This is a genomic window from Limnohabitans sp. Jir72 (assembly GCF_003063575.1).
In the GTDB taxonomy this organism is placed as follows: Bacteria; Pseudomonadota; Gammaproteobacteria; order Burkholderiales; family Burkholderiaceae_C; genus Limnohabitans_A.
On record NZ_NESC01000007.1, the window covers coordinates 184927 to 197081 of the forward strand.

The window sequence follows — 12155 nt, forward strand, 5'->3', positions numbered from 1 at the left end:
CCATTGTTGGCGGTGCCACCATCGCGCACAGGGTGCGCTCCTACAGGGGGAAGGCCTTACTTGGTCTTGCCCGGGTCTTTCACGTCCTTGAGGGTCGAGAACTCCTGGTTGTAGAGCTGGCCATTGACCTTCTCCACCTTGCGGATGTAGATGTTGTGCACCACGTCGCGGGTTTGCGCGTCGATGAACATCGGGCCACGTGGGCTTTCAAACACTTGGCCTTTCATCGCGTCGAGCAGTGCCTGGCCGCCTGCGCCCTTGGTGGCCTTGGCCGCTTCGTAGATCACGCGCATGCCGTCGTAACCGCCCACCGCCATGAAGTTGGGGCGCAGGCCGTTGTTGGCCTTCTCGAATGCCGCGACAAACTTCTTGTTCAAAGCCGAGTTGTGCGAGGCCGAGTAGTGGTGCGAAGTCACCACGCCGTTGGCCACATCACCCATGCTGTTCAAGATGTCGTCGTCGGTGATGTCGCCAGTGCCGATCAGCTTGATGCCGGCCTTGTCCATGCCGCGTTCGGCAAACTGCTTCATCAGCGCCGCGCCTGCGCCCGAGGGCACAAACACATAGACCGCATCGGGTTTCAGGTCACGCACTTTCTGCAAGAACGGCGCGAAGTCGGGGTTGCGCATGGGCACGCGCAAGGTGTCCAGCACCTGGCCACCGTTGAACAACAAGCGGTCCTTGAAATACTTCTCGGCATCGATGCCGGGGCCGTAATCGGCCACCAGGGTCACGACTTTCTTGATGCCGTTGTTGGGCGCCCAGTCGGCAATGGCCACGGCCGCTTGCGGCAGCGTGAAGCTGGTGCGGATGATGAAGGGCGATGCTTCGGTGATGCTCGATGTGGCCGCAGCCATCACCACCAAAGGTGTTTTGGATTGGGTGGCAATCGGCGCGGTGGCCAGGGCCAGCGGGGTCAGGCCAAAGCCAGCCAGCACGCTGACCTTTTCGTTGACGACCAGCTCTTGCGCGATGCGCTTGGTCACGTCGGGGGCGCTGGTGTCGTCCTTGACGATCAGCTCAACCTTCTTGCCCGCGACCATGTCGCCGTTTTGCGCCATGTACAGGCGCGCTGCGGCTTCGATCTGTTTGCCGGTAGAGGCAAACGGACCGGTCATGGGCAAGATCAGGCCGATCTTGAATTTGTCTTGCGCCATGGCCGTGGAAGCGGTCATGGCCAAAGTGGCGCAAGCGATGGCGCTTAAAAATTGACGTTTTTGCATGCTCTATCTCCTCGTTAAAAATCGGTTCAGGAAGGTCGGATCAGTTGCACACCGGGCGTGCCAGATGCCGCCGGGTCGCGCAAGGCGACCTGCATGTTTTGCCGCGCAATGCGCGAGTGCTCACGCATGAGGGCCTCGGCCCGGCCGGCTTCGCGCCGCTCGATGGCGTCCAGCACTTGGCGGTGCTGGTGCTGGGCCACCACCAGGGTGTCGCGTGCGTGGGCGTCGTTGATGTGCACCCCCACAAAGCCCGAGGCCGATGCAAAGGGCAAGCTCGATGCGCGTTCAATCTCGCGGGCCAGCACAGCGCTGTCGGCCATCTCGGACAACTGCTTGTGAAACTGGCCATTGAGCTCCACATAGGCCGAGAAAGTTTCATCGTCCAGCGAAGCGGCTTGCAACACCGCGTCGATCTGGTCCAAGCAGGCACGCGCTTGGCTGATCAAAGCAGAACGCACACCGCGCTCTGCGGCCAGGCGTGCGGCCAGGCCTTCGAGCGTGCCGCGCAACTCGATCGCATCGGCCACCTCGCGCTCAGAAAACGTGCGCACCGCATAACCGCCACCGGGCAAGGGCTCCAGCAAGCCTTCTTGACTGAGGTGCATCAGTGCCGCGCGAATGGGCGTGCGCGACATGCCCAAGCGATCCACCAAAGCCAGCTCCGCAATGCGTGCGCCCGAGGGCAAATCACCGGCCAAGATCCACTCACGCAGGCGCTGCTGCGCCTTGACGGCTTGGGAGCCGCCTTCTTCGGCCAAGTCAGAATCCACTGCGCGAACGGGTGATGTGCTCATGAAAGTGTGTGTTGTTGATCCGGCCCGGCAGGCGCCTTCGTAGGTCGGCGGCTTCAGCCCCGACATGCAGTCTGCGCCGAAGCCAACCATGTCGGGGCTGAAGCCGCCGACCTACGGGGTGAGGGTGCAGAAACGTCAGCGTGCCGTACCGTGAGTTCGACGCATTAAACCACCAAGACCACCGTCGATGTATACAGAAAACCCTTGAAACCCCATTTTTTGCTCAAGTTTTAAGCAGAAATTTCATTCAATGTATCCAACGAGACAAGCCAAGCCCCACAGCGACAATCAAGGCATCGGAGGAAACACACCCCATGGATTTGCAATTTCTTGAATTTGACTGCAGCGAAGACAGCGAAGGCGTGGTCTGTTGGGACGCGCTGGCCCAACCCGCCGCACGCCACACCCCCGCCCTGCTGCACGAAGTGACGCAGCTGCTGGCCTGGGCACACCGCTTTGGCCCGCAAGAGCCCGGCCCGCTGGAAGACGGCGCCGATTGGGACTTTGACCTGCACATCCGTGGTGGCGATGCCCCGATATCCGCCCACTGGAACAGCTCAAACCAAACGTTGGCTCTATCGCCATCACCATCGCCCAGAGAAGAAATCACCCTGAGCCTGAGCATCAGCGGCACCCCCGCATTTGCCCTCGCACTGAGAGACCACTGGAACGCCCCATGAACACCACCCCCGACACCCCCGAGCGCCCTGCCCCCGTCAGCTTTGCGCAGGCCCTGAAGTTCTGGTTCTGGCTGGGCTGCGTCAGCTTTGGCGGCCCGGCGGGCCAAATCGCCCTGATGCACGAAGAACTGGTGGTGCGCCGCCGCTGGATTTCGGAAAAGCGCTACCTGCACGCGCTGCACTACTGCATGCTGCTGCCCGGCCCCGAAGCGCAACAACTGGCCACCTACACCGGCTGGCTCATGCACGGCACACGAGGCGGCATGGCGGCAGGTGCCCTGTTTGTGCTGCCATCGCTGGTGCTGTTGATCGCGCTGAGCTGGGCCTACACCGTGTGGGGCCAACACCCCTGGGGGCAGGCCTTGCTGTGGGGCCTCAAGCCCGCCGTGACGGCGCTGGTGTTGCAAGCCGTGCACCGCATGGCCAAGCGCACGCTCAAGGCCCCGTGGTTGTGGGCACTGGCAGCGGCATCGCTGCTGGGCACGCTGTGGGGCTTGTCCTTCCCGTGGATCATTTTGGGCGCGGCTTTGTTGGGGTATGGCATGGCACGCCATCGGCCTGTGGCTGCGGCGTCGCACGGTGCGGCCAACGCGGCACCCCACGTGCCCGCCTGGCTGGACGACGACACCGCACAACCGGCGCACACCCATTACAGCCATGCTCGCCTGGTGCGCGCCCTGTTGCTGGGCGTGGGTCTGTGGGCAGTCAGCCTTGGCGGCATCGCGCTGCTGCTGGGCACGGCCCACACGCTCACGCAAATGGGCGGCTTTTTCACGCAAGCGGCATTGCTCACCTTTGGCGGCGCGTATGCCGTGCTGCCCTTTGTGACGCAAGCGGCCGTCATGCAATACGGCTGGCTCAGTGCCACACAAATGATGGACGGCCTGGCGCTTGGCGAAAGCACGCCCGGGCCGCTGATCATCGTGGTGGCATTTGTGGGCTTCATCGGCGGACACAGCCAGGCGCTCTTGGGTAACCCGTTGCTGGGCGGCATCGCGGCGGCCTGCGTGGTGACCTGGTTCACCTTCTTGCCCTCGTTCGTGTTCATCCTGGCGGGCGGCCCGCTGGTGGAAGCCACGCGCCACATGCCCTCGTTGGCCGGGCCCCTGCAAGGCATCACGGCAGCGGTGATCGGCGTGGTGCTGCACCTGGCAGGCACCTTCGCATGGCACACGGTCTGGCCCACAGGGCAATGGACCCAAGCTGACTGGCCCGCACTGGCGCTCACGGCACTGGCAGCATGGCTGCTGATTGCGCGGCAGTGGCCGGTGATGCGGGTGCTGGCCATCTGTGTGCTGGTGGGGATGGGCGTGCAGTGGGTGTGAAGCTGTATTCGTTCAGCGATTAGCTGAGTTGCGTGTCAGCTTCAGGCAGGGAGCCGCCGTTGTCTGCAGCACACGACAGTGACTGCTTCCGCCATCATCTCTGTCTGACTGCAGCGGAGATGCCGTATACAATTGCTATATACATTTTCTTGGGAGGTCATCATGTCCATTGGCACTGTTTTCGTCAATAACCGTACCCAGGCCGTTCGTCTGCCTTTGGACGTGCGTCTACCCGAGGGTGTCCAAAAGGTAGAGATACGCGTCAAAGGTCACGAGCGCGTCATCTCCCCTCTGGGCCAAACTTGGGACAGCTTCTTTCTGGAGGGTCCCACAGTGAGCGACGACTTCCTGCCCGAGCGCGCTACACAGCACCAACCGGAGCGGGAGGCGCTGTGATGCTGCGTTACTTGCTGGACACCAACATCGTCATCTACGTGTTGAAGCGGCGACCTGTCGAGGTGCTTTCCACTTTCAACGCCAACGCCAGCCGCATGGCCATTTCCTCCATTACCCTCGCCGAACTCCTGCACGGTGCGGAGAAAAGCAGCCGCGTGAGCGAGAACCTGGCCGCTATCGAAGACTTTTGCAGTCGCTTGGTAGTGTTGCCCTATGGCCCCAAGGCCGCGCAGCATTACGGTGCCATTCGCGCCGCCTTGGAAAAACTCGGCCAGCCTATCGGTGTGAACGACATGCACATTGCAGCTCACGCTCGAAGCGAAGGCCTGGTTCTGGTGACGAACAACATGGGGGAGTTCGCACGGGTACCTGCGCTGGAAGCAGAGAACTGGGTTCAAACAGCGCAGTAATTGATGAGTTGTCGTGCATCAGTCGCACCAAAGCGCGTCGGCTGCCAGCCCAAGTTTGCCGCTCTGGTTGCGGAGTGCCATCAGCTGACCTTTGCAGTGATTGCCACGCCGACGGCTCTAGGCTGGTAGCGGACATCCCGAGGCTGAGACTGATGTTCTGCGCCTGTCATAACCGGTCATTCGCTATACAGTGCATCCAGTGACCGGTCTACAGCCCACAGCAGTCACAGCTCAAAGGGCCGCTTGAAATGACCCCTGAAAATGACGGCTTGTGGCCACGTATCCACCCAAATTTCGAGGGTCACATCGAATCCAGATGCGCCTTGATCCTGGCAAGCAGTTGGTCAAACTCCGGCTGACCCCGGTAATAAAGTGCAGATGACTTCCGGTATTCCCGTGCGAAGAGGTCTCGCTGCACAGGATCACTCAGGGTGAATGCAGGATTTTTGGCAATGACCAACTCATCACCGGACCGGAAGCGCTGAACCTTGCGTTCCTGGTATGCGGCAGTCTGCATGAACGCTTGCACCTCCTGAAGCTCAAGAAGGCAGTACACGTCGTAATAGTGCCGAAGAAAATTGGCGGGGAAGGCCTTGGCCTCGGCCAGCCTCCGGTACTTGGTCGAGATGGTTTGGAGTTTTTCAACGAAGGTGTGCGTGGGCGCATAACAAGGGACATCCACAGCGCGGTTGTCCAAGACTTGAACACCTCGATCCCGGGCAAACTCCAAAGCCCACGAAGAAATGGTCACAGCGCGATTGGGCGCCGTGTCATCAAACCCCAGCTCCAGCAAGATGCCATCTTTCACGCCAGATAAGCTGGTCTTCCGCGGGGAATAGTTCAGGCGAATGCCTGCGCTGCGCATCTTGTCATCATCAAAGAAGGTGTCCCGCTCAACGCTGACGACGCCAGGAATACGAATGCGTTTGGCCAGCTCGTCGTAAAAGGCCAGCCGCGATGCGATGTGTGCCGGTTTGTCCTGGTTGCGGCCGGTTTTCACGCTCAAGTCATCCGGGGGCTTGATGCGGATGTCAATGTCTTCCGAAAATCGATGAATCACCCCAAAGCCTTTGGACAAGGATGTGCCGCCTTTGAGCTCGAACACAAAGCCCTGAGCCTGAAGGCCCCACAGGCCATGCATGATCCAGTAGTCTTTTTCGACCAGCATGGGATCAAGCCCCCGGTCGTTGGCCACAACCGCAAGCAATTGGTCGAAGTCGCGCCGGTCATGGAGAAAATCAAGCACCCATCCACTCCCGAAAGCGTTTACGTGTGGCCATGTTGCCGTAGCTTTCGACCGCTTCTTGCAAGCGCTTGTGATCAAAGGAGGACAACTTGCTGCGTGCCTGGCTGAGCACCACATCGCGCTCTTCGGCCAGTTCGTCCAGGTTATTGAGCAAATCCACGTAGAGGAACTCCCGGCTCAGCTTTTTGGGAAAGCGTGGCTTCACCCGGAAGTCGAACTGTCGATTGCCCAGTTGGAAGACGCCATGGCGCTTGTGGTTGTAAACCAGCGTGCGGTTGTAGAGCTGGGTAGTGCCCAGGCCAACCGCGTTGTAAGCCGAGGGCGAGAACACCAGGAACTCCTTGTCGCGCAGAAAGCCTTTCACCACCTCATCGTCGGTAGGCGGGAGTGGACCAAAGCTGGATTTTTTGGGTGCGTGGTAGAGCCCTTGGGCCAGTTTTTGAAGCTTGCCCATGGCCACCAGTTCGCGCAGATGCCGATCAATGGCATTGCTCAGAAAAGTCAAATCCTCGCGCCGGTAGACGTGGCCCGCGCGCAAGCCTGCCGCCAGGTGCGCAGTGGCGCCCTTCAAAGACGGGGTGTGTAGTGAGGCAGCGGCGGTCATGAATGTTTATTCATTGAAGTTTCATGCATTTTACTGATTTTCCGCAACATGCACACGGGAACGCCTCATGGCTGCCGCCATGCCTCCGAGGGACACCCCTTTGACAGCTCAGATCTCTGTTTGCTCGGAAATCTCCAAGGCATCATCTACCTCTATGCCAAGGTATCTCACCGTAGATTCCAGCTTGGCGTGCCCGAGCAACAACTGCACAGCTCGGAGGTTCTTGGTCCGTCGATAGATCAGCGTCGCCTTGGTCCTTCTCATCGAATGGGTCCCATACTCGGAACGATCTAGACCCAACTCATCTACCCAGTGGCCGAGAATCCGGGCGTACTGCCGGGTACCCAAGTGAGGCGAATCGTGTAGCCGACTGGGAAAAAGAAAGTCATCTGACTTCAAGGCCGCTTGTTTGATCCAGGCCTGCAACGCCTCCCTTGTGACTGCGGCGATCTCGAATTGAACTGGGTGTTTGGTCTTGTGCTGCATGACGATGGCGCGTGTGGCCACCTGGTCACCATGGGATACATCACGTACCTTGAGTGCAAGCAAGTCACATCCTCGCAGCTTGCTGTCAATGCCAAGGTTGAAGAGCGCAAGCTCCGGGTCCGACCTTCTATCTGAAAGCGTACGCGTAGGGCCCAGATGTCTTTCACCTTGAAGGGGGCCTTCTGGCCTACGATTTTTCCCTTGTTCCACGGCTCATGATGAGCAGAAGTACCTGAGGTTTCCATGATGGTCTCCCATCTACAGTTGAGGGAGCACAGAGCATGAGCCGATCAGGCGGCACCACATTGCGTTGCGTCAAATCAGAGCGAATACTGTATCGATACGAGTGACTGCAAATGGGTGCGGCAGCCAACTAACGCCTTCGGCCATTAGCGGAAATTCATGTCGATTAGCCAACCACTCCGTTTGGCCGCTGTTTGCAGTCGTTTGACTGGTTGGCCTTTGGGCACCCTCGTTCGGTGAAAATGCTTGTAAATTGAAATTACGGAGACCTATATGCTCACGAATTTGACCGCTTTACCGAACATCGGAAAAGCGATCGCTTCCGATCTGATGGCCATTGGAATCGATTCGTCTGACGATTTGAAAGGGAAGGACCCTCAAAAGGTTTTCAATGATTTGAAGACCGTGATGGGGCATAGACATGACCCCTGTGTCTACTACACGCTGTTGTCCGTGAAGCACTTCATCGACACCGGGGAATCTCTGCCATGGTGGAAGTTCACGGCAAAGGGCAAGGCGGATTTGGCGTCGAGCGCCAGGAGGACATCATGAAGTTTGGCTACACCATTGTTTATGTTCCCGACGTACTAGCGTCGGTGGAATTTTTTGAAAAAGCGTTTGGTTTGAAGAGGCGGTTCGTCCACGAATCGGGCTATGGCGAAATGGACACCGGTACAACCGCGCTGGCTTTCGCTACTCATGACCTGGGTGCTTCTAATCTGCCTGCTGGTTATGTCAAGGCCAGTAAATCCAACGAGCCGCTGGGCATTGAGATTGCGCTTGTCACGGACGATGTCGCAGTAGCACACGCAAAGGCAATAGCTGAGGGGGCCGCCTCAATAAAGGAGCCAGTCGTGAAGCCCTGGGGTCAGACCGTTTCATACGTCCGATGTCCAGATGGGACGCTCGTCGAAATTTGTTCTCCGGTAGCAAACTGAAAGTAAGCCCGTTAGTTCAACATCAGACAGCCGCTATCGTGGGCATCCTGGCGGCTACTTAGCAGTTACGTATGACCGCAATGGGTCGTTAGTACCCGGTCGCACCCATATAAAGCGGACCGTCATCACCTTGAAGCGATCCAGAGCTTTGCAAGTGTCAGCTGGTCACCTAAAAGCGGTCAGTGGACCTAACATTGACGACTGAATTTGAGTGACTGCTTCTGGCAAAAGCTAACAAGTGACTGCGGGAAACGACCGGCAGCTACCGCTGCTTAGCAGCCTGTGAACAACAAGCGAACAAGAACCCAGCACGACTCACTCCACCGTGATCTTCTCGTCCTTCACGATCTTGGCCATGGCCGGGATCTCGGCCTTGAGCCAGTTGCCAAACTCGGCCGGACTCATGCTTGAAGGCTCAGCACCCAGCGTGGTCAGGCGTTCGCGCACCTCGGGCATGGCGGCGATGCGTTGCACCTCGGCGTGCAATTTGTCGATCACCGCTTTGGGTGTGCCCGCCGGGGCCAGCAGGCCCTGAAAGCTGCCGGTCAAAAAGCCCGGCAGGCTTTCGGCCACGGTGGGGGTGTCGGGCATTTGCGCGTTGCGTTTGGTGCTCGATATCGCGATCAGCTTGATCTTGCCGGCCTTCACATGCGGGTAGGTGGCGACCATGCCGTTGAACATGACGTCCACCTGGCCGCCGATCAAGTCGGTGATGGCTTGTGCGCCGCCTTTGTAGGGCACATAGCCCCACTCGATGCCGCTGCGCTGTGCGTACATGACGCCCGCCAGATGCGAGGCGCTGCCCATGCCCGCAGCCACCGCGTAATTGAGCTTGCCCTTTTGCGCTTTGGCATAGGCCACCAGCTCGGCCGGTGTGTTGGCGGGCACCTTGCTGCTCACGGCCAGCAGGTGCGGCGAATACGCCACCATGGCCACGGGTGCAAAGTCGTTGGCCACGTTGAAGGGCAGCTTGAACAAGGCCGGGCTGATGACCAGATTGCCCACGTCCATCAGCACCAGGGTATGGCCATCGGGCGCAGACTTGGCCACCAAATCGGCGCCCAGGTTACCGCTGGAGCCGGGACGGTTTTCCACCACCACGGGCTGGCCCCAGCTCTCGGTCATCTTCTGGCCCAGCATGCGGGCCAGCACATCGGATGTGCCGCCCGCCGGGAACGGCACCACGATCTTGATGGGCTTGGCGGGGTAAACGGTTTGAGCGGACACCGGCAAAACCGCCAGTGCCAGCAATGCGGGCAACATCGCGCTGAACAGTCTTTTTTGCATGACAAGGACTCCAAAAACCAAACCGTAACAGCAGCCCAAGCACACGGCCGCACCTAAGAGACAGCGCTGCAGACCACGGTTTGCGATCATCGTTTGGCCCCTGCTTGAGGGTATTTCAAGCAAAACACCGGCCCCATTCACTTGGGTGCCGATCCACACCAGGAGACAAACGTGAAGCGAAATCCCCAGATTCAAAAATGGCTGAAATGGTCGCTGTGCGCGGCCGCGCTGGCCGCCAGCATGGGCAGCCACGCCGCCGAGACCGTGAAGATCGGCTTTGTCGATCTGCTCTCGGGCCCCTTTGCCCTGACGGGCCAAAGCTCGCTCAAGCAATTGCGCGAAGTGGTGATCCAGCTCAACGCCAAGGCCGGGCCCAAAGACCCGCAGTTCGAGATCGTTGATTTCGACAACAAGGGCTCGCCCCAAGAAAGCCTGAACGCCTTGAAGGCCGCCAACGACCGTGGCATCCGCTTCATCACGCAAGGCGGTGGCTCGGGCGTGGCTCTGGCGCTGGTGGATGCGCTCAACAAGCTGGCCGAGCGTGAGCCGGACCGCGCAACGGTGTACCTCAACTATTCCGCGATGGACCCGATGCTGACCAACGAGCGCTGCAGCTTCTGGCACTTCCGTTTCTACCCCTCCAGCGAGATGAAGATGGAGGCCTTGTCCACCTACATGCAAAGCCGCAAGGACATCAAGAAGGTCTACCTGATCAACCAAGACTACACGCACGGCCGTCAAGTGTCCAAAGCCGCCAAGGAATACCTGGCCCGCAAGCGGCCCGACATCCAGATCGTGGGCGACGACTTCATCCCGATTGCCCAGACGCGTGACTTTGCTTCCTATGTGGCCAAGATCGCCGCATCGGGTGCTGACACGGTGATCACCTCCAACTGGGGCAGCGACCTGACGCTGATGTTCAAGTCGGCCCGCGACTTTGGCCTGAACATCAACTACTTCACCTTGAACGCCAACAACCCCGGCACACCCGCGCAACTGGGCGCTTGGGGCGATGGCAAGGTCGGCGTGATCTGGAACTGGGTGCACAACGCCCCCACACCAGAGCTGGAAAAAATCTATGTGGACTACAAGAAGAAGTACAACGAAGACTTCATCTTTGCCGCCCACTGGAACACCATGAACATGCTGCGCGAGGCCATGCGCAAAGCCCAATCCACCGACGCCAAGAAAGTGGCCTTTGCGCTGGAAGGCATGAGCTACAAGAGCCCCATTGGTGAAGTCAAGATGCGCAAAAACGACCACCAGCTCGAAGCGCCGCTGTACCTGGGCATCTGGGCCAAAAAAGGCAGCAAGGGTGTGAAGTACGACGCCGAAAACACCGGCTATGGCTTCCGCACCGAAGTGACTTGGGATTCCTACATCAGCGCCCAACCCACTTCATGCCAGATGAAGCGACCCAGCTGATGCAAAAAAGCCCACCTGCCATTGCGGCAGGTGGGCTTTTTAATTTGGGGCGCTTGATAGCGCCCCATTGTTTTTTCAGTCCAGCTTGATGTTCGCCGCCTTGATGACCTGCGCCCACTTGTCGATCTCGGCTTTCTGAAAAGCCTGCACCTGCTCTGGTGTCAGCGTTGAAGGCTGCATGCCCAGGCCCTTGATGCGTTCTTGCATCTCGGGCGTTTGGATGATCTTCAAAATCTCAGCATGCAGTTTGTCCACGATGGGCTTGGGTGTGCCTGCGGGCGCAAACAGCGCTTGCCACGACACCACCTCAAAACCTTGCGTGCCAGGCCAGCCGGATTCGGCCACGGTGGGCACATCGGGCAAGGCATCGGTCAGTCGCTTGGCCGAGGTCACAGCCAACGCACGCAACTTGCCGCTCTGGATGTGGGCACCGGCCACAACGGTGGTGTCGAACATGAAGTCCACCTGGCCGCTCATCACGTCTTGGATGGCGGGTGCACTGCCCTTGTAGGGCAAATGCGTGAATTTGACGCCCGCCTTGAAGGCCAGCAGTTCTTGCGCCAGGTGTTGCGAGGTGCCGTTGCCCGCTGAGGCACCGGACAATTTGCCGGGGTTGGCTTTGGCTGCGGTCAGCAGGTCTTTGAGAGTTTTGTAGGGGCTGTTGGCCGCCACCACCAACACCACCGGGTTGGTGCCGTACAGGTAGACGGGCGTGAACGATTTAAGTGGGTCATAGCCCAGCTTGGGGTACAGGCTCACGTTGATGGCGTGTGAGCTGATGGTGCCGCCCAGCAGGTTGTAGCCATCGGCTGGCGCGCGAGCGGCAATCTCGGAGCCCACGCTGCCGCCAGCGCCGCCTTTGTTTTCAATGACCAGGGTGGTGCCCAGCGCTGTGCCCAGTTTTTGCGAGACCACGCGGGCCAGGATGTCGGTGGTGCCACCGGCCGGAAAGGCGACCAGGTAGTTGATCGGCTTGGAGGGCCAAGGCGCTGCCTGACTGAAGGCAGCCGGTGCCATGGCGGCAGCGGCGCAGGCCACGGCGGACTGGATGAATTGGCGGCGTTGTGTCATGGTGTGTCTCCTCGTTGTGATCAAGTG

13 protein-coding genes and 1 pseudogene are annotated in these 12155 nt (G+C 59.4%); 7 read left to right on the top strand and 7 right to left on the bottom strand.

The window, feature by feature from the left end; all coding sequences use genetic code 11:
- Positions 1-56: 56 nt before the first annotated feature.
- Together B9Z52_RS11615 and B9Z52_RS11620 are read right to left on the bottom strand one after the other, a co-directional pair.
- Positions 57-1223: an ABC transporter substrate-binding protein gene (locus B9Z52_RS11615; RefSeq protein ID WP_108414011.1), complete on the bottom strand. Its 1167-nt coding sequence runs from the start codon at positions 1221-1223 to the stop codon at positions 57-59.
- A 26-nt stretch (positions 1224-1249) separates the two neighbouring features.
- Entirely contained in the window at positions 1250-2017 is a 768-nt protein-coding gene (locus B9Z52_RS11620) for a GntR family transcriptional regulator (RefSeq protein ID WP_108414110.1), read from the bottom strand.
- A 314-nt stretch (positions 2018-2331) separates the two neighbouring features.
- Here B9Z52_RS11620 and B9Z52_RS11625 point away from each other — a divergent pair, with 314 nt between their 5' ends.
- The 4 genes from B9Z52_RS11625 to vapC all read left to right on the top strand — a co-directional run bounded on the left by B9Z52_RS11625 (position 2332) and on the right by vapC (position 4828).
- Complete coding sequence (locus B9Z52_RS11625; protein ID WP_108414012.1) at positions 2332-2697, top strand: hypothetical protein; 366 nt, start codon at positions 2332-2334, stop codon at positions 2695-2697.
- The gene (gene chrA, locus B9Z52_RS11630) at positions 2694-4022 is read left to right on the top strand and encodes a chromate efflux transporter (protein ID WP_108414013.1); all 1329 of its coding nucleotides are present in this window, start codon (positions 2694-2696) and stop codon (positions 4020-4022) included. Before B9Z52_RS11625 ends, chrA begins: the two co-directional genes overlap by 4 nt.
- A 162-nt stretch (positions 4023-4184) precedes the next feature.
- Positions 4185-4418 carry a type II toxin-antitoxin system VapB family antitoxin gene (vapB, locus tag B9Z52_RS11635; protein ID WP_108414014.1) on the top strand — a complete coding sequence of 78 codons (234 nt, stop codon included), beginning with the start codon at positions 4185-4187 and terminating at the stop codon, positions 4416-4418.
- Positions 4418-4828 (top strand): tRNA(fMet)-specific endonuclease VapC, encoded by a 411-nt coding sequence (gene vapC / locus B9Z52_RS11640; protein WP_108414015.1) that lies wholly within the window; start codon positions 4418-4420, stop codon positions 4826-4828. Before vapB ends, vapC begins: the two co-directional genes overlap by 1 nt.
- 301 nt (positions 4829-5129) lie before the next feature.
- On the opposite strand, the gene B9Z52_RS11645 is transcribed toward vapC, so the two are convergent.
- The 3 genes and pseudogenes from B9Z52_RS11645 to B9Z52_RS11655 all read right to left on the bottom strand — a co-directional run bounded on the left by B9Z52_RS11645 (position 5130) and on the right by B9Z52_RS11655 (position 7409).
- The gene (locus tag B9Z52_RS11645) at positions 5130-6074 is read right to left on the bottom strand and encodes a nucleotidyl transferase AbiEii/AbiGii toxin family protein (RefSeq protein ID WP_108414016.1); all 945 of its coding nucleotides are present in this window, start codon (positions 6072-6074) and stop codon (positions 5130-5132) included.
- The gene (locus tag B9Z52_RS11650; RefSeq protein ID WP_108414017.1) at positions 6067-6678 is read right to left on the bottom strand and encodes a hypothetical protein; all 612 of its coding nucleotides are present in this window, start codon (positions 6676-6678) and stop codon (positions 6067-6069) included. Before B9Z52_RS11650 ends, B9Z52_RS11645 begins: the two co-directional genes overlap by 8 nt.
- Positions 6679-6786: 108 nt before the next feature.
- Positions 6787-7409 (bottom strand): annotated as a pseudogene (locus tag B9Z52_RS11655) (tyrosine-type recombinase/integrase).
- Positions 7410-7680: 271 nt separating this feature from the next.
- Between B9Z52_RS11655 and B9Z52_RS11660 the strand changes: the two are divergent.
- Positions 7681-7959: a helix-hairpin-helix domain-containing protein gene (locus B9Z52_RS11660; RefSeq protein ID WP_108414018.1), complete on the top strand. Its 279-nt coding sequence runs from the start codon at positions 7681-7683 to the stop codon at positions 7957-7959.
- The gene (locus B9Z52_RS11665) at positions 7956-8345 is read left to right on the top strand and encodes a VOC family protein (protein ID WP_108414019.1); all 390 of its coding nucleotides are present in this window, start codon (positions 7956-7958) and stop codon (positions 8343-8345) included. The genes B9Z52_RS11660 and B9Z52_RS11665 overlap by 4 nt, the downstream gene beginning before the upstream one ends.
- 315 nt (positions 8346-8660) lie before the next feature.
- Here the strand turns inward: B9Z52_RS11665 and B9Z52_RS11670 are convergent, their stop codons facing one another.
- The gene (locus B9Z52_RS11670; RefSeq protein ID WP_108414020.1) at positions 8661-9632 is read right to left on the bottom strand and encodes a tripartite tricarboxylate transporter substrate binding protein; all 972 of its coding nucleotides are present in this window, start codon (positions 9630-9632) and stop codon (positions 8661-8663) included.
- Positions 9633-9872: 240 nt separating this feature from the next.
- Between B9Z52_RS11670 and B9Z52_RS11675 the strand changes: the two genes are divergently transcribed.
- Entirely contained in the window at positions 9873-11057 is a 1185-nt protein-coding gene (locus B9Z52_RS11675) for a branched-chain amino acid ABC transporter substrate-binding protein (protein WP_108414111.1), read from the top strand.
- 75 nt (positions 11058-11132) lie between these two features.
- Here B9Z52_RS11675 and B9Z52_RS11680 read toward each other — a convergent pair whose 3' ends face one another.
- Entirely contained in the window at positions 11133-12128 is a 996-nt protein-coding gene (locus B9Z52_RS11680; RefSeq protein ID WP_369907907.1) for a Bug family tripartite tricarboxylate transporter substrate binding protein, read from the bottom strand.
- Positions 12129-12155: the final 27 nt, after the last annotated feature.

Excerpts from the sequence above, each read along its gene's own strand:
- B9Z52_RS11650 (WP_108414017.1), bottom strand. The coding sequence starts at position 6,678 with ATGACCGCCGCTGCCTCACTACACACCCCGTCTTTGAAGGGCGCCACT.
- B9Z52_RS11660 (WP_108414018.1), top strand. The coding sequence starts at position 7,681 with ATGCTCACGAATTTGACCGCTTTACCGAACATCGGAAAAGCGATCGCT.
- vapB (WP_108414014.1), top strand. The coding sequence starts at position 4,185 with ATGTCCATTGGCACTGTTTTCGTCAATAACCGTACCCAGGCCGTTCGT.
- B9Z52_RS11670 (WP_108414020.1), bottom strand. The coding sequence starts at position 9,632 with ATGCAAAAAAGACTGTTCAGCGCGATGTTGCCCGCATTGCTGGCACTG.
- B9Z52_RS11620 (WP_108414110.1), bottom strand. The coding sequence starts at position 2,017 with ATGAGCACATCACCCGTTCGCGCAGTGGATTCTGACTTGGCCGAAGAA.
- B9Z52_RS11680 (WP_369907907.1), bottom strand. The coding sequence starts at position 12,128 with ATGACACAACGCCGCCAATTCATCCAGTCCGCCGTGGCCTGCGCCGCT.
- B9Z52_RS11675 (WP_108414111.1), top strand. The coding sequence starts at position 9,873 with ATGGGCAGCCACGCCGCCGAGACCGTGAAGATCGGCTTTGTCGATCTG.
- B9Z52_RS11615 (WP_108414011.1), bottom strand. The coding sequence starts at position 1,223 with ATGCAAAAACGTCAATTTTTAAGCGCCATCGCTTGCGCCACTTTGGCC.
- chrA (WP_108414013.1), top strand. The coding sequence starts at position 2,694 with ATGAACACCACCCCCGACACCCCCGAGCGCCCTGCCCCCGTCAGCTTT.
- B9Z52_RS11665 (WP_108414019.1), top strand. The coding sequence starts at position 7,956 with ATGAAGTTTGGCTACACCATTGTTTATGTTCCCGACGTACTAGCGTCG.
- vapC (WP_108414015.1), top strand. The coding sequence starts at position 4,418 with ATGCTGCGTTACTTGCTGGACACCAACATCGTCATCTACGTGTTGAAG.
- B9Z52_RS11625 (WP_108414012.1), top strand. The coding sequence starts at position 2,332 with ATGGATTTGCAATTTCTTGAATTTGACTGCAGCGAAGACAGCGAAGGC.